The organism is Arenibacter sp. ARW7G5Y1 (genome assembly GCF_003201775.1).
In the GTDB taxonomy this organism is placed as follows: Bacteria; Bacteroidota; Bacteroidia; order Flavobacteriales; family Flavobacteriaceae; genus Arenibacter.
The window spans coordinates 102,529-121,364 of sequence record NZ_QJJZ01000006.1; the positions used below are offsets into that span (position 1 = coordinate 102,529).

The following is an 18,836-nucleotide window of genomic DNA, read 5'->3' on the forward strand; positions in this document are numbered from 1 at the left end:
GTTATAAAGTGCCTTGTCTACTTATCCAATTCTTTATAAATCCACTTAACATTATAGATATGTTTTCAATTTTTTCCTTTAATAAAATAAACTGCTTCTCCTCCAAATGCCCCAAATCCAATGCTAAATACAACTGTGATCCAACCTCTCCCGCAGAGGCTTTTGAAATGTAAGAAAGTGGATAAATTCCTTATTCGTATTTCTTTCAAACCCTTCTGCAATATTAGAACTTATTGATACTGAAGCTCTCCTAATCTGTCTCTTTAAATCAAAATATTTTTCAAATTCACCCTTAATCGTCAAATCATAAATTACCTTGTTGAAATCTATACTCTCTTTCCAAGCATTTATTTCCCCAAACAAATTTATTTTGGCCATTTCCAATCCATAATTAGATTAGAACGCCATTTTGACTTTCAAACTTTCAACATTGAACCTTATAACTATATCACAGTTTCCTGTTTCAACCAGTCATATCCTTTTTCTTCCAATTCCAAAGCAAGGTCCTTAGTACCGGATTTAACGATCTTTCCGTTGTGCAAAACGTGCACAAAATCAGGGACAATGTATTCCAACAAACGTTGGTAGTGGGTAATAACTATTACAGCGTTATCCTTACTCTTTAATTTATTTACCCCATTGGCAACAATACGCAGGGCATCGATATCCAAACCGGAATCCGTTTCATCCAAAATGGCCAATTTAGGTTCCAACATCGCCATTTGAAAAATCTCGTTACGCTTTTTCTCCCCACCTGAAAAGCCTTCATTAAGGGAGCGCGACAAAAATTTTCTATCGATCTCCAACAATTCCGATTTCTCACGGATCAATTTCAACATATCCTTGGCAGGCATATCTTCCAAACCTTTTGCCTTTCTAGACTCATTGATCGCTGTTTTCATGAAGTTGGTAACGGAAACACCTGGAATTTCAACAGGATACTGAAAGGAAAGAAATATTCCCTTATGTGCCCTATCTTCTGGTGAGGTGTCCTCTAAATTTTCACCTTCCAAAAATACCTCTCCTTTGGTAATTTCAAATTCTTCCTTCCCGGCAATTACGGCAGCCAAGGTACTTTTCCCAGAACCGTTAGGCCCCATAATAGCATGTACTTCCCCTGCATTTACCGTTAAGTTTATTCCTTTTAGTATCTCCTTATCCTCTACTCTAGCGTGTAAGTTGTTAATTTTCAGCATTGTTCTTAATTCTAATTATTTTAAATAATTGGGCGCCTTCGGCATTTTATTAAATCTTCTCTATATGTTTAAAGAAAGGGGCATTTATATAATTTCTTAAGGGCCCCTGCCCCAACGAAACAGGACTCTAGGAATTTTTTCCTCTATCCTACAGATCCTTCTAAACTTATTTCCAATAATTTTTGGGCTTCCACTGCAAATTCCATTGGTAATTTATTCAGTACTTCCTTACTGAAACCGTTTACGATCAAGGCAATTGCCTTTTCCGTATTGATACCCCTCTGGTTACAATAGAATATCTGATCTTCCCCGATCTTACTGGTGGTGGCCTCATGTTCTATCTGTGCCGACTTGTTCTTGACTTCTATATAGGGAAAAGTGTGTGCCCCACATTCGTTCCCCATAAGCAAGGAATCGCATTGGGAAAAGTTTCTGGCATTTTCCGCCCTACTGTTTACCTGTACCAAACCACGGTAACTGTTTTGGCTCTTCCCTGCCGATATACCCTTGGAAATAATAGTACTCCTGGTATTTTTCCCCAAGTGGATCATTTTGGTACCGGTATCAGCCTGTTGATAATTATTGGTTACGGCAATGGAATAGAATTCCCCAATGGAATTATCCCCTTTAAGAATACAGGATGGATATTTCCAAGTGACTGCCGAACCCGTTTCGACCTGTGTCCAAGAAATTTTTGCATTCTTTTCGCACAACCCCCTTTTGGTTACAAAGTTGAAAACACCCCCTTGACCTTCTTTATTTCCTGGGAACCAGTTCTGCACTGTTGAATACTTTATTTCGGCATCATCCAAAGCAATCAATTCTACCACTGCGGCATGCAATTGGTTTTCATCACGCGACGGTGCGGTACATCCTTCCAAATAACTCACATAACTGCCCTCATCGGCTATAACGAGAGTTCTTTCGAACTGTCCGGTTCCGGCCTGATTGATTCTAAAATAAGTGGATAGCTCCATAGGGCATCGGACGCCTTTTGGAATATAACAGAAAGACCCATCAGAGAAAACCGCCGAATTTAGGGCTGCATAAAAATTGTCCTTTTGCGGAACTACCGAACCTATATATTTTTTTACCAGCTCAGGGTGCTCTTTTATGGCCTCTGAAATGGAACAAAATATGATTCCTTTTTCGGCAAGTGTCTTTTTAAAAGTGGTAGCGACCGATACCGAGTCCATAACGATATCGACGGCCACCCCTGCCAATTTCTTTTGTTCGTCCAAAGAAATACCCAACTTTTTGAAGGTGTCCAGTAATTCTGGATCTACCTCGTCCAAACTTTCGTATTTGGGTTTTTTGTTAGGTGCGGAATAATAGGAAATGGCCTGAAAATCAGGTTTTTTATATTTAACATTTGCCCACTCGGGCTCCACCATATCCTTCCAAATTTTAAAGGACTGCAATCGCCATAAGGTCATCCATTCGGGTTCTTCCTTCTTTTTGGAAATAGCGATAACAATTTCCTCGTTTAAACCGTTTGGAAACGTATCCGATTCTATATCTGTGTAGAAACCATATTCATACTCCTTGGTTTCCAGTTCCTTCTTTAATTCTTCCTCTGTATATGCCATTCTTCCTAATTTAACAATTGTTCCATGGAACAATTGGTTAATTACTTATCATCTCTAATGCACCCAATGGCACATTTATTCTTGTACATCTTTGCTTTTTTAAAGAGAGAAACTCTCTCCACATCCGCAAGTCCTTTGGGCATTGGGGTTGTTAAATACAAAACCTTTGCCATTAAGCCCCCCGGAATATTCCAGTACCGTTCCAACCAGATAAAGAAAACTTTTTTTATCCACTACAATACGCACTGCATTATCCTCAAAAATTTTATCGGTTTCCGTGGTCTTTTTATCAAAATTAAGCTCATAGGACAATCCGCTGCAACCTCCACTTTTAACACCTACCCGCACATAATCCTTGTTGGCATCAAAGCCTCCTTCGGCCATTAGGGCCATCACCCTCTGCTTAGCTGTTTCAGATACTTTAATCATACTTAATTGGATTTAATCTAAATAGTTTACAAATATACTACATAAGTAGGGTTTTACCATATTTCCTAACATTAATATAACGAATAGCCAAATCAAAATTTCTTATGGCCGTTAGGAGCATTAAAATGGATTTTTTTTCGAATGGATCTTTCGTGGAAACCTAGCCAAGACTTTTTATTTAAACAACGTTCGGAAACCCCATAGCATAGCCTATATCCAATGGTCTCCCATTAAAAAAATTATCAGATACAAGCAATAATAAACACGCTAAATATCCAGGCCGTTTGTACTATTGACCAACAGTCTAGTTCTTGAACACAATTTAACTCTAGGATTTAAGGGTTTTTATTTCAAGGGCTGCCCCCAGGTTTTTTGGTCATGGTATACCAAGTTTCCGTTGACCATAGTGATTGGTCATTTTCACTTCTTAAAGGCTTTGCAATATGTATGTAAACCACCCTGTTTTCTTGGATACCAGGTATCTCCAAAAATACTTTTTTCCTATCTGCTGAAAGGTTCACCGATTTGATCTTAAGCGACTCCTCTCCCAATTTTGGTCCTCCGTAGTCCTCGGTGGCTTCATAATAAAATTGTTGCACCTCAAAACCATCGGCAGTCATTATTTCACCTGCAGCTATCGGCTCGGTAAATTCAATTTCCATTCCATGACTTTTCGCACGGACCGCCAACATTTCAAAGGTGGATTTTTCATTGTATTCAAATCGATGAAGGGCATACCATAATCGGCCCTCATGCCTCCAGTTCCCACCAGAGCCCACGCCACCGGCATATAGGTTACCATCGGGTCCCCAGACCGTCCGATTGATCCCTGCGTCCAATCCCTGAATAAAACGAAAAACAGCGCCCTGTTTTACACCGTCAACCTCATCAATAAACACCCTTTTAATGCCACCGTGGGTAACATCCCCATGAATCATTTGATCCTTATACGGTCCAATATTCAAAATTGCAGGTTGGCTAGGGGAATTGCTAATTTCGCCATGTGGTAGCCAAACCAGCGGAGGATCCTCATCATAATCCTTTACCCGCTCCCAATCCGCATGTTTAAATCCGTAAAACTTTCCCTTTTCAACCCGTACAATCTTACTAGTGGGTATCCAATTTCCCTGATTATCCGCAACATATAAAGCACCATCCGGTCCCTCTGCAATGCCATTGGGAGTTCTAAAGCCTTCGGCTATAATCTCAACCTCACTACCATCCTTGCTAATTCTCACCACCTTACCCCTGTCCTTTACCTCTTTAAATTCTGAACCCAGGTCCGTTGCCAAGGTGGCATAAAAACTTCCTTCCTTGTAAACAAGACCAAAGGCAAACTCGTGATAATGTGAAGTAACGTTCCAAGAATCACAAACCTTTTTGTACTCGTCAATGATACCATCCCCATCGGTATCGATCAGTTTGGTGAGTTCCTGTTTTTGCAACACATACAGTTCCCCATCCACCATTTTAATCCCTAAAGGCTCGGCCAATCCCTTAGCTATTTGTTTTACTTCTATAGATTCCGGGTCTTCGGTATTATAGTTTTTCAAAATATATACGGAGCCAGTGGCATCCCAAGTACAGATGACCATTTTATCCCTGTCTATAAAGTCGATACCCCCTATCCTAGGATGAAATTCCGAGGGTTTGGCCTGAAACATGTCAAATGATGGGTGTACTGCATTCAAGGGCATTTGGTCTCCAGGAACTGTACTTGCCTTTCTTGAAACATACGGCAATAATTTTCGAAACGCACTGGTATCGTGATAAAATACGGAATCCGGGACCACCGTAAATTGTTCCCCATCATCCGACCATTGAAGTGAAAGGCCATACCCTCCACCACCTTGTTGAAATTGTAACAAGAATTCGTTCCATCCCTTTTCCAAAACTGCCAAGGCGTTTACGGCTTCAGCACCGTGATCTCCCCTATTATCTATTATTTCGGAACCGTTGAGTTTCAATACAGAACCGTCATCACTAATTAGCCTAAAGGTTTTGTTTACCCTTTCATCAGATTTTATAAATCCTTTAAACTCCATATAGAAATGTTCATTGATCTCCCCCAACACCCCTGAAGTTGGTAAATGAATTGCAGGTGCAATTCCGCTTAATATTGGGAGGGTACTTTTGGTAAGATCTTCATACAGATCACCACTATCATTGACCAAATAAAAACTTACGGCCACCCCTGCCTGTTTTTCAGTGTTATCGCCACCCCTTCGGTCAACATTGTCCATGGCAAAAGTGATGTCCGCTGTATTCAACGCAATATCCACTACCCTTTTCTCGGGTTCGGGCTCGGCATCCAAAGACAAAATATAATAGGCCATATTCTGTGCTTCGGACCTTGAAATATCAGGATGGGGGGTCATGGCGATAGTACCCCAGTTCCCAGTTCCGCCCAGTCTAATTTTGTCCGCCAAGGCATCAACAGTGGCCCAATCAAAAGGGTATCTCTTCGCTATGGAATCATATGCAGGGCCAACCAAGTTTTCGTTTGGTAGATGACAGGCACTACAATCATTACCTTCAACCATTTTTCTGCCAATGACCTTCATTCCGGTATCCTCTGAAATAGGTTCTTTCCAGTCTGCCGGAACAGGATTAAAATACGTCTCAACCACAGTATTTTTTGCAAGCTCCAAGCCATTGTTATTACCCCGCCGTTTCCCCCCTTTCAGGATTTCCTTGTATATCAATTTATGGTCCGTACCATAATTCAATACCGCTACCAAATCATTGGACGAGCCTTCAAGAATAGTAAAATTCCTAACCAATCCTGAACGGCCTTCCTCAAGAACGTACTCCGGAATTTCACGAACCTTGACCGAATTTCCAGTTTTTGAAATCAATTCAAGGTTGATTCCTACTTGACCATTTATCATTGAATACCCCAAGTAATTGATTTTAGGAATTTCAAGACCCTCATGACTTTTTATCCTCCATTGTGTTTCTTGGGAATCATCCTGTATATAAGCAAAACCAAAACTCGAGGGCTGAATACCATGTGCTGTGGTATAAACGGCCCCCTCATAATTAACCCCGCCCTTCCATACTTTGTATAAATTTCCGGATTGTAAATTGTAACAAGTATACAAATCCTTATTCAAGGCCACGGTCAACATTCGAGGCTGTTTGTCCATGACAGATCTAAAGACCCAGGTATCTATTGGTCTATCATATTTTACTTTATGATCACATGAGAAATTAAGACCTATTAAAAACAGGATAATGGGCAAACTGGAGAACTCAAAATATTTCATTTCTTAACTAGTTAAAGCCTTTATGTAAAATTAAGTTTGCAAGTTATGACAAGTATACAAATACAGTAGTATTTGCTTAAACGATTAAAGTTGTAAAATACAATTATATATTAAAGTGCCTCCGATCCTCATATTATTGGATTAAACCACTAATTATCAATACATAAAATCCATGTAAAGCCCACGACCCAAATTATAGTTCCAAGGCCACAACGGATAAATTAACAAAATATATAGAAATTAATTAAAACATCCTTATGCAGATTACAAAAAATTAAATTAAATTCAAATCCATTTTAAAAAATAGAAAAACTTTCAAAAATTATGTCCAAAAAAAAGACCGCATTTAGTAACAATTCGCGAAGAGATTTTATTAAAGGTACCGGCTTGGCAACTGCCGGATTTATGATTGTCCCAAGACACGTATTGGGAGGTCCGGGTTATGTTGCCCCAAGTGACAAATTAAATATTGCCGGTATTGGTGCGGGTGGTAAAGGTAGAAGTGATATTGCATCTTTCGCAGAAAGTCCCAATGTTAATATAGTTGGGCTTTGTGATGTTGATGACAGACAGGCCGTTGAGTCCAGGAAATCGTTCCCTAAGGCTAAATATTATGCCGATTTTAGGAAAATGTTGGAAAAGGAAAAGGACAATATTGATGCCGTATCGGTATCGACTCCGGATCACAATCATGCCGTTGCAGCCTATATGGCCATGCAAATGGGCAAACACGTCTACGTTCAAAAGCCCCTAACCCATGATATCTGGGAAGCCAGAATGCTTACCGAAGCTGCAAAAAAATTCAAAGTAGTTACCCAAATGGGCAACCAAGGTGGTTCCGGTGATGGAGTACGGAGAATGAAGGAACTTTATGACACAGGTATCATAGGTGATGTTCACACCGTAAAATGTTGGACCAACAGGGCCATTTGGCCACAGGCCTTACAAACTCCAACCAAAAAAGACAAAATACCTAAAGGCTTAAATTGGGATCTGTGGTTGGGAACTGCTGAAATGCGCGATTATAACGATGCCTATCTTCCTTTTGATTGGAGAGGCTGGTCCGATTTTGGAACAGGGGCACTAGGTGACATGGCCTGCCACATAATGGATCCTGTTTACAGAATTCTACCTATTCTCTATCCAAACCAAGTGGAATGTAGCGTTTCCGATTCCTTTAAAGGGAAATTTGAAACAGCTGATTATCCTAAGAGTTTCCCCAATTCCAGTAAAATACACCTAAGCTATCCAAGAACCGATGGCAAAGGCACAGTAAAAGTTACATGGATGGATGGTGGACTACTGCCAGAAAGACCAGATGAAATGGGTGATGACGAAGCACTGGGCAACTGGGATGGAGGAGTACTATTTATTGGTACCAAAGGTAAATTATTGGCTGATTGTTATGGTGCCAACCCAAGATTGCTACCATTATCATTAAATGAACAGTTCGATGTTCCGGAAACTATCGCCAGAGTGCCGGAAGGTCACTACCTACAATGGGTAAATGCCTGTATGGCCGGTTATGGCAATGCCGAAACCAGTTCTTCCTTCGATTATGCCGGTCCGTTTACCGAAAGTATCCTAATAGGTAACTTGGCGTTAAAAGCCTATTTTGAAGTTGACCCCAATGCAGAAAGCAAAGGATTCTGGAGCGGTGGTTCACAGTACTATGGTAGAAAACGTTTGTTATGGGATGCAGAGAATATGAAGGTTACCAACTTTGAACCTGCCAACAAGTATGTAAAACGTAATTATAGAGCAGGATATTCTTTGGGATAGACCACTTATTAAAATTTGATTTAAAAATGCCGGACTTTTAAGTATGTTTGGAATACTTATATAGGTCCGGTTTTTTTAATGCATAATTCTCAAAATAAACGAGTATGCTGCAACGACATATATTGGGGCCATCCGCTTATAGTAACATTTAACCCATCTCATGCGGAACGACCCAAAATAGCAGTTTCCACCCTGCCTATCAACAGGCAGGCCCTACAAAAAGTTAGGAGAACCCCAAGATTGTTTACTTATAGATTCTTTCTTAAGGATATAATGGATTTACTCCTTATTTTTGCAGCATGATAGAAGACAAGAATCAAGAAAAGACCGGACTGGATCAATTGGGAGAGTTTGGATTGATAAAACATCTTACCAAAAATTTCACCTTACAACATAGCTCCACCTTAAAAGGCATAGGCGATGATGCTGCCGTATTGGATTTTAAAGACAAAAAAGCCGTTATATCTACGGATCTTTTGATAGAAGGTGTGCATTTCGACCTCAGCTATATGCCCCTAAAACACTTGGGCTATAAGTCGGTTATGGTAAATTTATCCGATATCTATGCCATGAATGCCACAGCCACACAAATAACTGTTTCCATTGCGGTTTCCAATAGATTTCCTTTGGAAGCCTTGGAAGAATTTTACAGCGGGGTTGCCTTGGCCTGTGAAATCTACAAGGTAGATCTTGTGGGAGGGGATACTACTTCCTCTACCAAAGGAATGTTGGTCAGTGTTACTGCCATAGGGGAAGCCAAAGAAGGGGAAATAGCATATAGAAGTGGGGCCAAACCCAATGATCTTTTAGTGGTTTCGGGAGATTTAGGTGGTGCCTACTGTGGTTTACAGGTTTTGGAAAGGGAAAAGGAAGTTTTCAAGGTAAATCCAAACAATCAACCAGATCTATCCCCATATACCTATATTGTTGAACGTCAATTAAAGCCCGAAGCCCGAAGGGATATAAAAGGCCTGTTGGAAATGTTGGAGGTTCTCCCTACCTCCATGATCGATATCAGTGATGGACTTTCCTCTGAAATTTTACATTTATGCGATAAAAGTGAGGTGGGCTGTAATTTATTCGAGGATAAAATTCCGCTGGATCCAACGGTAATTTCGGCATGTGAAGAATTTAAAATGGATAGCACACTAGTAGCCCTAAGTGGAGGTGAAGATTATGAATTATTGTTTACCATAGACCAAAAGGACTTTCCAAAAATAAAGGGCAATCCACATCTTACGGTAGTGGGACATATGACGGATAAGAGTGAAGGCGTTCATTTGATTTCCAGGAGCAATACCAAAATTCCCATTACCGCACAGGGTTGGAATTCATTTTCATAATGTGATAAAGATTTGATAGGATAATTTTAAAAAAAGAATTCCCGAAAATACAGGACGTTCCTTACTTAACTGTCGTGGGGCGCAGGACAGTCAAGGAATATGGGCGTTCTTCTAATTTACGGGAATAACTTCAAAAACTCCGATACCGCTTAAGGCCGGAATTAAGTTGCCAAGCATAATTTAGGCTACCTGTTGGGTAGCCCTATGTCTTTTCTGATAAATATCTTGTAAAGTATTGTTAATGTCCTGCAATTCCGGAGTTAAGTTGGACAGATTTCCACTTACATCGGTAGTCACTTCTTTATTACAATGTACACATTTATATTCCTTGATGTGTAGGGTAACCTTTTTGGAAACAATGTAGTGGTGTCCAAAAATACTGCAGCAAATGGCGCTGAGTTTTGTTCCATAGTCTGTAATAACTTTCTTCATAATACAGGTTTTTTTAGGTGGCATTGGTAAGGTTTAGGGGACCGTAAAATGCAAAAATTAAACTTTAGGTTAACTGTTGAAAGCACTTATTAAATGACTTTCAGATAATTAACGCCGGCACCCTTCCTTTTATTGAGTGCAACCTGTTTTTTTTCCGTTTTTTTTTAGCAAAATTTGATTTTTTCGACCAACTGCACTTATAGCGCGATTATATACCCATTTAAACTAAACGGTTTTTAAACTATCTTTCGCCAAAATTGCCATTAATGCCCAACACCAAGGAAACCCTAGTCACTTCATTTGCATTATTCTCCTTGTTTTTTGGGGCAGGGAATTTAATTCTTCCACCCCTACTTGGGTTTCAGTCTGGAAATTGGTGGTGGCTGGTGACCTTAGGATTTGCAATGTCTGCTGTCTTGGTACCCGTCCTGGGAATTTTGGCCCACGCCAAATTGCAGGGGACCATTTATGACTTTGGAAAAAAAGTCTCCCCAAAGTTTAGTCTTATCTATTCTTTGTTGATCTATGCTATTTCCATAAGCTTGCCTTCACCGCGCACTGCTGCCGTAACCCATGAAATGGCAGTACAGCCCTTCTTTAACACCTCTGCCCTCCTAAGCAGTGTTGTCTACTTTATCTTGGTTTTTATTTTCGTTGTAAATCGATCAAAACTGTTGGACATCCTGGGTAAATTTCTAACCCCTGCCATCATATTAATTTTAGTTATGCTAATCGTTTCGAGCTTTTTTACGCTTGACTACAATTTTGGGACTACCGAAATTAGCAGTCCGTTCAGCGATGGCATTTTGGAAGGCTATCAAACCTTTGATGCCATTGGTGCCGTTGTAGTTGGGGGTGTAATCATTGTATCTATCAATATAAAGTCGGACGCATCCTTTAAGGACAAAAAAACATTGGTGCGCAATGCCGGTTGGTTGGCTGGATCAAGCCTTTTTATAATTTACGCAGGCCTTATCCTTTCGGGAGCTTTGAACCACAACAATTTTGAATTAAATAGCACCAGAATAGAACTACTGACTGGTATAAGTAAACAAAGCCTGGGTAATAACGCCAATATATTCCTTAGTATATTGGTAAGCCTGGCCTGCTTTACCACTGCCGTAGGCATTGTTACAGGAACCGCTGATTTTATCAAGGACCGACTCCCAAAATACAAACATGCCTATCTCATAACAGCAATAATGGGCTGTCTTCTTGGGATTACAATGGGGCAGTTTGATGTTGCCTATATTATTACGGTAGCTTTTCCGGCGCTTATGTTCATTTATCCTATTACCATTATATTGATTCTGCTTAATTTAATGCCAGAGAAATGGGCCTCACCAATGGTGTTTAAGGCTGTGGTATTCACTACCGTCATTTTTAGTATCCCGGATTTTTTGAACAGCTTGGGGAATTGGGCCCCTAAAAAGGATTTTTTTTACTGGATACCCCTCAGTGAATACCGATTGGGATGGATTTTGCCGGCTCTAACTGTTTTTGTGGCTTCAAACCTTATACGTGAATACTTATCATCCAAGAAGTCTAATTAAAAAAGATCCTGAAAATAAAAAAGAGCTGGATCATACCAGCCCTTCTATAATAAATTATGGTAATGCCTTAAATATTGGCATTCATCAACTCTTCTATCTCCTCTACCTCAATAGGGATATTTGCCATGAGGTTAAAAGGAGCCCCTTTTTCTTGGATTACCACATCGTCTTCTAATCTAATCCCCATTTTTTCCTCCGGAATATAGATTCCTGGCTCCACAGTATATACCATATTGGCCACCATAGGCGTTTTTAATGCGCCGTAATCGTGGGTATTTAAACCAATGTGATGACTAGTACCGTGCATAAAATATTTTTTGTAGGCGGGCCAGTCCTTATCCTCATTTTGAACATCGGCTTTATCCAGCAAGCCTAATCCCAACAACTCTGAAGTCATTAACTTGCCTACTTCCTGATGGTATTCCCCCCACATAGCACCAGGAACCAACATGGCGGTGGCATCGTTCTTTACCCGAAGAACAGCTTCATAAACCGCTTTCTGCCTTGGGGTAAACCTCCCGTTGACGGGAATGGTACGGGTAAGATCACTGGAATAATTGGCGTATTCTGCTGCTACATCCAACAATAACATATCCCCATCCTTACATTCACGATTATTTTCTATATAATGTAGCACATTGGCATTGTTGCCCGACGCTATAATAGGGGAATAGGCAAAGCCCTTGGACCTATTACGAATAAATTCGTGAAGCAATTCGGCTTCGATCTCGTACTCCATAACCCCCGGCTTTACAAACTGCAACAGACGCCTGAATCCCTTCTCTGTAATATTACAGGCCGTCTGCATGATCGCAATCTCCTCCGGCTCCTTCACCCCCCTAATTTCCTGTAAAATAGGACTGCTTTTGGCCCATAGATGCGCAGGATAATCCTGTTTGCATTTTATTATAAACCTATCTTCCCTGGTTTGGGTCTCAACAGCCTGACGGTAATGCTCGTTGGTATTAAAATATACCATTTCCACTTCGGTCATAAGATCATAAAAGATCTTATCAAAATCGGTCAACCAATAAATGGTTTCGATACCAGATACCTCGGTGGCTTTTTCTTTGGTCAATTTTTCCCCTTCCCAGACTGCAATGTGTGCATTGGTCTCCCTCACAAACAAGACTTCCCTATGCTTTTTCTCATGAGCGTCCGGGCACAACAACAAAATGGTTTCCTCCTGATCGGCACCACTTAAATAAAACAGGTCCCGGTTCTGCTCAAAGGGCATGGTACTATCGGCCCCTATGGGATAAAGGTCATTGGAATTAAAAACAGCAATACTTTTTGGCTTCATTCTGGCCATAAATTTCTTGCGGTTCTTTATAAACAAGCTATTCTCAATTTGCTGATACTTCATTCTTATAATTTTGTGACCAAATTTAAGAAATAGGAAGTGTATTATCCACAAAGCGTTAAATGAATTTTAAAAGCTCCTCTTACCGTCCTACTAAATTCCAAAATAGCATATCTTCGCTCTATCATTTTGTGATATTACAAATGGTTTGCCACGGTATGTAACAATTTTAAGTACTCTCCAATATTATGAGTAAAAATCTACTCCTCCTATTTATAAGTACCTTTAGCCTAGGCTGGAGCCAAGTAAATATTTCTGCAGTTACTACGGAGGATTATTTAAATATCCTTAGAAGTAACATCTCTGGGGATAAGGCCTATGAGACCACGGCCTTCGTGGAGCAGTTTTGGCGTGTAGTAGGCAATGGGGGATACAACAAAAGTATCCATAAAATTGCAACCGATTTAGAGACCGCAGGATATGTCTTGGAAGAAAATGCCTCCAATATGGATCGCTTCACTTACAGGATTGAAAAAAGACCTTTACAGCTACCCACCTGGGAAATTGTAGATGCGGAGATTACCCTTATAGGAGACAAGGAGCCATTGCTTTCCTATACCTCCAACAGAAACATGGTTTACCTAAATTCGACTTCTACACCAAAAAATGGAATTACCACCGAAATAATCTATGTTAAGGACATAAATGACCTACAAAAGGAGTCCGTAAAGGGTAAAATTATTTTTACGGAATCCAATATTTTGGAAATATATAAGGAAGGTGTTTTAAAAAAGGGGGCAGTGGGCATTGTTAGTTACGATAATCCCGCCTATTTACAACCCGAAAAAAACGAAAATGCCATTCAATTTCGAAGCCTTCCCTATGATACAAAAAATACTTGGGGAATTGCGCTTTCCCATCAAGCCAAAGTAAGGTTGGTGTCGGCATTGGAAAAAGGCAAACTTATGGCCAATGTACATATTTCCACCAAAATATATCCCTCTGAAGAATTAACCATAGTGGCCAATATAAAGGGCTCCGAAATACCGGATGAGCGCATAGTCTTCAGTGCCCACGTGCAGGAGCCGGGCGCCAATGATAATGCCAGTGGTGTGGGTGTGCAATTGGAAATGGCAACAATTGCCGCCAAATTAATCGGGAATGAAAGTATTGATGCCCGGCGAACCATGACCTTCCTTTGGGGCGACGAAATTATATCCACCAAAAGGTATCTGCAAGAAAATGAAAAAAGGGCTGCCAAAATCAAGTGGGGCCTTAGTTTGGATATGGTTGGTGAAAATACAGCCATAACCGGAGGTTCGTTCCTAATCGAAAAAATGCCGGACCCCAGTGCCATCTGGACCAGAGGAAAAGATAAGCATACGGAATGGGGCGGTAAGTTACTTGGCTTGGAGGATATGAAACCCCATTACCTAAACGACTTTATGATCCATAGTTTCATGAAACAAGGTAAAGTGGCCCATTGGGAAGTAAATACCAATCCTTATGAAGGTGGCAGCGACCACACTCCATTTTTGGACAACAATATTCCCGGATTGTTGTTTTGGCATTTCACAGACCAGTTTTATCATACAGATAAAGATAGAATGGATAAGGTTTCACAAGAAACGCTTAAAAATGTGGGTATTGCATCATTGGCCAGTGCGTTGACCCTGGTAAATGGTGATTCCTATACAGCAATGGATATTGTTCAAATAGTGAAGGACGCGGCCACCAACCGTCTTGCTGAAGAGTTTTTGCTGAGTGAAAAATCTGTAAAAGGCGGGAATCCCGTGGAAAACGAGATTACTATTATAAAGGCTTGGGAAGATTGGTATATAAAAGCCATTGCATCTACAATAGACTTGGCATCCCCGGAAAACAAGGTAATTTTGGAAAAGGCTATTTTAGGGGCCCAAGCCATTATTGAAACCCAGTCAAAAGTGTTTATTGCGGAATTGGAAAAGTAGGATAGATGTGATATTTCCATATATCATGTAAAAGGCGGTAACGCCCTCCACCAATTACGGCTTAATTCCCCTGGGATATTTGGTCTATATGGACCATAATCCTCCAACACCATAGCAATGCGGCCCATAACCATAATATAAGTAGGTATGCGATAATAAGTAGCATTTTGGATTGGGTTATTTTTTGAATGTAGTACCAAGCTAACGCAGCAAACACGAATCCAAAGGACCATAACATCCCCACCATAATAACACTGGGCCACACCCAATCCCCACTCCAATCATCCAGTGAGGGATAAGATGCAAATAAAAAAGAAACCGGGTAATACAACAAACCTCCCAAAGCGCCCATGCTTACAAGGCCCAATATTGCAGTTATAAAAAAAGCAATTAAAGAGAATTTTATATTAAAAGACCAGTTTTTCCAGAATACCATCCAATTATTCCAATTTATATTACGGTTAGTTTCTAACGCATGGAAACCAATAAAAGTATGGATGCACTACCCTGAATTAAATAATTTAACACGAAAAAACTTTCATATAATACAGAAAATATGCTAAACATATTTTGATAGCAATACCTCTTATACCACCTTTTAATAGCGGAATTAAGCCGATTATCAGGACGCTTTGGGAATAGTGTATCAAGGAAAATATGCCGTTTCCCAACTATTATATCCACTGAACCAAGAAGATTTTCAAGTAATTTCCGATCTATTATTGTGGAATTCTTTAAATTGGTTCTAAATACTGTACATAAATTCAACAAAGTTTGTTAATAATTCGATTGTAGAGTAAATTTGCCATCAAAACAAATAAATAATGAGTGGATTTTTAAACTCTTCTATAGGCAGAAAGTACACTATGGCCCTTTCCGCCTTTTTTCTAATGATTTTTATCCTTCAACATTTTGCCATTAACATCCTATCCGTGTTTAGTCCGGATACCTTTAATGAAACCTCCCATTTTATGGGCACCAATGCCTTGGTTCAATATGCCTTGCAACCCGTACTGCTCTTTGGGGTGATCTATCACTTTGTAATGGGATTTGTGTTGGAAATAAAAAACAGGAACGCCCGTGCCATTAATTATGCCAAAAATAACGGTGCTGCCAATTCCACTTGGATGAGTAGGAATATGATCTGGAGCGGTGGCTTTATCCTTGTTTTCTTAATTATTCATTTCTTGGATTTCTGGTTTCCAGAAATCAACACTAAATATATACAAGGAGATATGTCCGGTCTATTGGCCGATGGGGAAGGTTTTCGTTATTATGAAGAACTTACCCATAAATTTGAACCTATATGGAGGGTTGCCCTTTATTGCTTAGGTTTCGTTTTTCTATCATTGCACCTACTACATGGCTTTAGTTCAGCATTTCAGTCTGTTGGTGCCAACAATAAATATGTAAAAGGGTTAAAAGGATTTGGAAAGGCATACGCTGTTTTAATTCCATTAGGATTTATTTTCATTGCACTTTTTCACCATTTTAACCATTAATAATACAATTCTATGTCTGTATTGGATTCTAAAATACCAAAAGGCCCATTAAAGGATAAATGGACTACCTATAAGGATAAAATAAACTTGGTAAATCCTGCCAATAAGCGAAACATCGACGTTATTGTTGTTGGTACCGGCCTTGCAGGGGGTTCTGCCGCGGCAACCCTAGCCGAGCTAGGCTATAGGGTTAAGGCGTTCTGCTATCAAGATTCACCACGTAGAGCGCATTCCATTGCTGCCCAAGGGGGTATAAATGCCGCAAAAAACTATCAAGGGGATGGCGATTCTATCTATCGTTTGTTTTATGATACAGTAAAGGGAGGGGATTACCGTTCCCGAGAGGCCAACGTGTACCGTTTGGCAGAGGTTTCGGCCAATATAATAGATCAATGTGTGGCACAGGGTGTCCCTTTTGCAAGGGATTATGGTGGATTATTGGACAACCGTTCTTTTGGTGGAGTATTGGTATCCCGAACGTTTTATGCCAAAGGGCAAACGGGCCAACAATTATTGTTAGGAGCCTATTCTGCCATGAACCGGCAGATTGCCCGTGGTAAAATTGAAATGTATAACAGGCATGAAATGCTCGATGTTGTAAAGGTGGATGGCAAAGCACGTGGTATTATTGCCCGTAACTTGGTTACCGGTGAAATAGAACGCCATTCGGCACACGCCGTAGTAATTGCATCGGGGGGTTATGGCAACGTATACTTCCTTTCTACCAATGCCATGGGGTCCAACGCCACAGCGGCTTGGAAAATACATAAAAAGGGGGCCTTTTTTGCCAACCCATGTTATACCCAAATTCACCCAACCTGTATCCCTCGGTCCGGAGATTATCAATCCAAATTGACCTTAATGTCCGAGTCATTGCGTAACGATGGCCGTATATGGGTTCCTAAAAACATGGAAGATGTATTGGCCATTAGGGAAGGAAAATTAAAACCAACCCAATTGAGCGAGGAACAAAGGGACTACTATTTGGAAAGAAGATATCCTGCTTTTGGAAACTTGGTACCACGTGATGTGGCTTCCAGAGCTGCAAAAGAAAGGTGTGATGCCGGTTACGGCGTTAATGCCACTGGAGAAGCCGTGTATCTGGATTTTAAATCCGCCATTGAAAGGTATGGCTTGGAACAAGCCAAAATCCATGGTATACAAAATCCAACCAAAGAAAAAATTACAGCACTTGGCGAAGCAGTAGTGGAGGAGAAATATGGGAACCTGTTTCAGATGTACGAAAAAATCGTAGACGAAAATCCATACAAGACCCCAATGATGATCTATCCCGCAACCCACTATACCATGGGGGGTGTTTGGGTAGATTACAATCTAATGACTACCGTAGAAGGCCTTTACTGTATTGGGGAAGCCAATTTTTCAGATCACGGTGCCAACCGTTTGGGAGCATCTGCCTTAATGCAAGGCTTGGCCGATGGTTATTTTGTGCTCCCGTACACTATAGGGGATTATCTTTCCCATGAAATTAGGACTGGAAAAATTCCTACAGATACGCCGGAATTTGATCAAGCCGAAAAGGAAGTAACGGATAGGATCAACTTCTTTGTCAACAACAATGGAACCCATTCAGTTGATTATTTCCATAAACGCTTGGGCAAAGTTATGTGGGACAAATGTGGTATGTCCCGTAACGCTGAAGGCCTAAAAGAAGCCATGTCAGAAATTAAGGCGATACGTGAAGAATTTTATAAGGAAGTAAAGGTTCCTGGATCAGCCAATGAAATGAATCCGGAATTGGAGAAAGCAGGACGCGTGGCGGATTTCTTGGAATTGGGCGAATTGTTTGCCAAGGATGCCTTAATGCGGGAGGAATCGTGTGGAGGACATTTCCGTGAAGAATCCGTGGAAATTGATGGAGAGCAAAAAGGAGAAGCAAAACGTAACGATAAAGATTATGCTTTTGTAGCTGCTTGGGAATTCAAAGGAGAACCTTCAGAGGCCGTTTTGCACAAGGAACAATTGGAATTTAAGGATATAGAATTAAAACAAAGAAGTTATAAATAGGCAAAAGACAATAGGCATTAGCCAAAAATAAATGGAGGTTGCCCATATGAATGAAGTAAGAACGTATAAAGACTTGCTGATCTGGCAAAAAGGAATAGATATCGTTAAGGAAATTTATTTATTATGCCAATAAATCCCAAATGACGAGTTATTCGGTTTACAAAGTCAAATTAAACGTTCCTCTATATCAATACCTTCAAATATTGCCGAAGGATGGGGTCGGAATTACACTGAGAATTATATTCAATTCTTAAAAATTTCAAGAGGATCTTTATTCGAATTGGAAACCCAATTAATAATTGCTAAAGAATTAAACTTTATTTCAACCGATAGTTATAATAGAATACAAGTTTTAATAACCGAAGAAAGTAAAATGTTAAACGCCTTCATTAAATCGATAGACAAGTAACTAATGCCTATTGGCTTTTGGCTAATAAACT

13 protein-coding genes and 1 pseudogene are annotated in these 18,836 nt (G+C 40.2%); 7 read left to right on the forward strand and 7 right to left on the reverse strand.

Features of this window, described 5'->3' with window-relative positions:
* Position 1 precedes the first annotated feature (1 nt).
* The 5 genes and pseudogenes from C7972_RS10700 to C7972_RS10720 form a co-directional block, all read right to left on the reverse strand.
* Positions 2 to 378 (reverse strand): annotated as a pseudogene (locus C7972_RS10700) (four helix bundle protein).
* A 65-nt stretch (positions 379 to 443) separates the two neighbouring features.
* Positions 444 to 1,196 (reverse strand): Fe-S cluster assembly ATPase SufC, encoded by a 753-nt coding sequence (gene sufC / locus C7972_RS10705; RefSeq protein ID WP_110356169.1) that lies wholly within the window; start codon positions 1,194 to 1,196, stop codon positions 444 to 446.
* 143 nt (positions 1,197 to 1,339) lie between these two features.
* Positions 1,340 to 2,785, reverse strand: coding sequence for a Fe-S cluster assembly protein SufB (gene sufB, locus C7972_RS10710; protein ID WP_110356170.1), 1,446 nt, complete (start codon positions 2,783 to 2,785; stop codon positions 1,340 to 1,342).
* A 99-nt stretch (positions 2,786 to 2,884) separates the two neighbouring features.
* Positions 2,885 to 3,214: an iron-sulfur cluster assembly accessory protein gene (locus tag C7972_RS10715; RefSeq protein WP_110356171.1), complete on the reverse strand. Its 330-nt coding sequence runs from the start codon at positions 3,212 to 3,214 to the stop codon at positions 2,885 to 2,887.
* A 350-nt stretch (positions 3,215 to 3,564) separates the two neighbouring features.
* A complete protein-coding gene (locus tag C7972_RS10720; RefSeq protein WP_110356172.1) occupies positions 3,565 to 6,483 on the reverse strand; it encodes a PA14 domain-containing protein in 2,919 nt (972 codons plus the stop codon).
* A gap of 324 nt (positions 6,484 to 6,807) precedes the next feature.
* Here C7972_RS10720 and C7972_RS10725 point away from each other — a divergent pair, with 324 nt between their 5' ends.
* Together C7972_RS10725 and thiL are read left to right on the forward strand one after the other, a co-directional pair.
* A complete protein-coding gene (locus C7972_RS10725; protein WP_110356173.1) occupies positions 6,808 to 8,265 on the forward strand; it encodes a Gfo/Idh/MocA family protein in 1,458 nt (485 codons plus the stop codon).
* Positions 8,266 to 8,564: 299 nt separating this feature from the next.
* Positions 8,565 to 9,608 (forward strand): thiamine-phosphate kinase, encoded by a 1,044-nt coding sequence (gene thiL, locus C7972_RS10730; protein ID WP_110356174.1) that lies wholly within the window; start codon positions 8,565 to 8,567, stop codon positions 9,606 to 9,608.
* Between the two features lie 180 nt (positions 9,609 to 9,788).
* Here the strand turns inward: thiL and C7972_RS10735 are convergent, their stop codons facing one another.
* Complete coding sequence (locus C7972_RS10735) at positions 9,789 to 10,040, reverse strand: hypothetical protein (protein ID WP_110356306.1); 252 nt, start codon at positions 10,038 to 10,040, stop codon at positions 9,789 to 9,791.
* A gap of 266 nt (positions 10,041 to 10,306) precedes the next feature.
* On the opposite strand from C7972_RS10735, the gene brnQ reads away from it, so the two are divergent.
* Positions 10,307 to 11,593, forward strand: a complete 1,287-nt coding sequence (gene brnQ, locus C7972_RS10740; RefSeq protein WP_110356175.1) for a branched-chain amino acid transport system II carrier protein — start codon at positions 10,307 to 10,309, stop codon at positions 11,591 to 11,593.
* A 67-nt stretch (positions 11,594 to 11,660) separates the two neighbouring features.
* Here the strand turns inward: brnQ and C7972_RS10745 are convergent, their stop codons facing one another.
* Positions 11,661 to 12,959, reverse strand: a complete 1,299-nt coding sequence (locus C7972_RS10745; RefSeq protein ID WP_110356176.1) for an aminopeptidase P family protein — start codon at positions 12,957 to 12,959, stop codon at positions 11,661 to 11,663.
* A 185-nt stretch (positions 12,960 to 13,144) separates the two neighbouring features.
* On the opposite strand from C7972_RS10745, the gene C7972_RS10750 reads away from it, so the two are divergent.
* From C7972_RS10750 to C7972_RS10770, 4 genes are all read left to right on the forward strand, one after another.
* Positions 13,145 to 14,866 (forward strand): DUF4910 domain-containing protein, encoded by a 1,722-nt coding sequence (locus C7972_RS10750; RefSeq protein ID WP_110356177.1) that lies wholly within the window; start codon positions 13,145 to 13,147, stop codon positions 14,864 to 14,866.
* A gap of 824 nt (positions 14,867 to 15,690) precedes the next feature.
* Positions 15,691 to 16,368: a succinate dehydrogenase cytochrome b subunit gene (locus C7972_RS10760; protein ID WP_110356179.1), complete on the forward strand. Its 678-nt coding sequence runs from the start codon at positions 15,691 to 15,693 to the stop codon at positions 16,366 to 16,368.
* A 12-nt stretch (positions 16,369 to 16,380) separates the two neighbouring features.
* Positions 16,381 to 18,396 (forward strand): fumarate reductase/succinate dehydrogenase flavoprotein subunit, encoded by a 2,016-nt coding sequence (locus C7972_RS10765; protein WP_110356180.1) that lies wholly within the window; start codon positions 16,381 to 16,383, stop codon positions 18,394 to 18,396.
* 133 nt (positions 18,397 to 18,529) lie between these two features.
* On the forward strand, positions 18,530 to 18,805 hold the full coding sequence (locus C7972_RS10770; RefSeq protein ID WP_309148924.1) for a four helix bundle protein: 276 nt from the start codon (positions 18,530 to 18,532) through the stop codon (positions 18,803 to 18,805).
* Positions 18,806 to 18,836: the final 31 nt, after the last annotated feature.

What these genes read in the sequence shown, in the direction of transcription:
- sufC (WP_110356169.1), bottom strand. Translation starts at nt 1,196, where the DNA reads ATGCTGAAAATTAACAACTTACACGCTAGAGTAGAGGATAAGGAGATA.
- sufB (WP_110356170.1), bottom strand. Translation starts at nt 2,785, where the DNA reads ATGGCATATACAGAGGAAGAATTAAAGAAGGAACTGGAAACCAAGGAG.
- C7972_RS10715 (WP_110356171.1), bottom strand. Translation starts at nt 3,214, where the DNA reads ATGATTAAAGTATCTGAAACAGCTAAGCAGAGGGTGATGGCCCTAATG.
- C7972_RS10720 (WP_110356172.1), bottom strand. Translation starts at nt 6,483, where the DNA reads ATGAAATATTTTGAGTTCTCCAGTTTGCCCATTATCCTGTTTTTAATA.
- C7972_RS10725 (WP_110356173.1), top strand. Translation starts at nt 6,808, where the DNA reads ATGTCCAAAAAAAAGACCGCATTTAGTAACAATTCGCGAAGAGATTTT.
- thiL (WP_110356174.1), top strand. Translation starts at nt 8,565, where the DNA reads ATGATAGAAGACAAGAATCAAGAAAAGACCGGACTGGATCAATTGGGA.
- C7972_RS10735 (WP_110356306.1), bottom strand. Translation starts at nt 10,040, where the DNA reads ATGAAGAAAGTTATTACAGACTATGGAACAAAACTCAGCGCCATTTGC.
- brnQ (WP_110356175.1), top strand. Translation starts at nt 10,307, where the DNA reads ATGCCCAACACCAAGGAAACCCTAGTCACTTCATTTGCATTATTCTCC.
- C7972_RS10745 (WP_110356176.1), bottom strand. Translation starts at nt 12,959, where the DNA reads ATGAAGTATCAGCAAATTGAGAATAGCTTGTTTATAAAGAACCGCAAG.
- C7972_RS10750 (WP_110356177.1), top strand. Translation starts at nt 13,145, where the DNA reads ATGAGTAAAAATCTACTCCTCCTATTTATAAGTACCTTTAGCCTAGGC.
- C7972_RS10760 (WP_110356179.1), top strand. Translation starts at nt 15,691, where the DNA reads ATGAGTGGATTTTTAAACTCTTCTATAGGCAGAAAGTACACTATGGCC.
- C7972_RS10765 (WP_110356180.1), top strand. Translation starts at nt 16,381, where the DNA reads ATGTCTGTATTGGATTCTAAAATACCAAAAGGCCCATTAAAGGATAAA.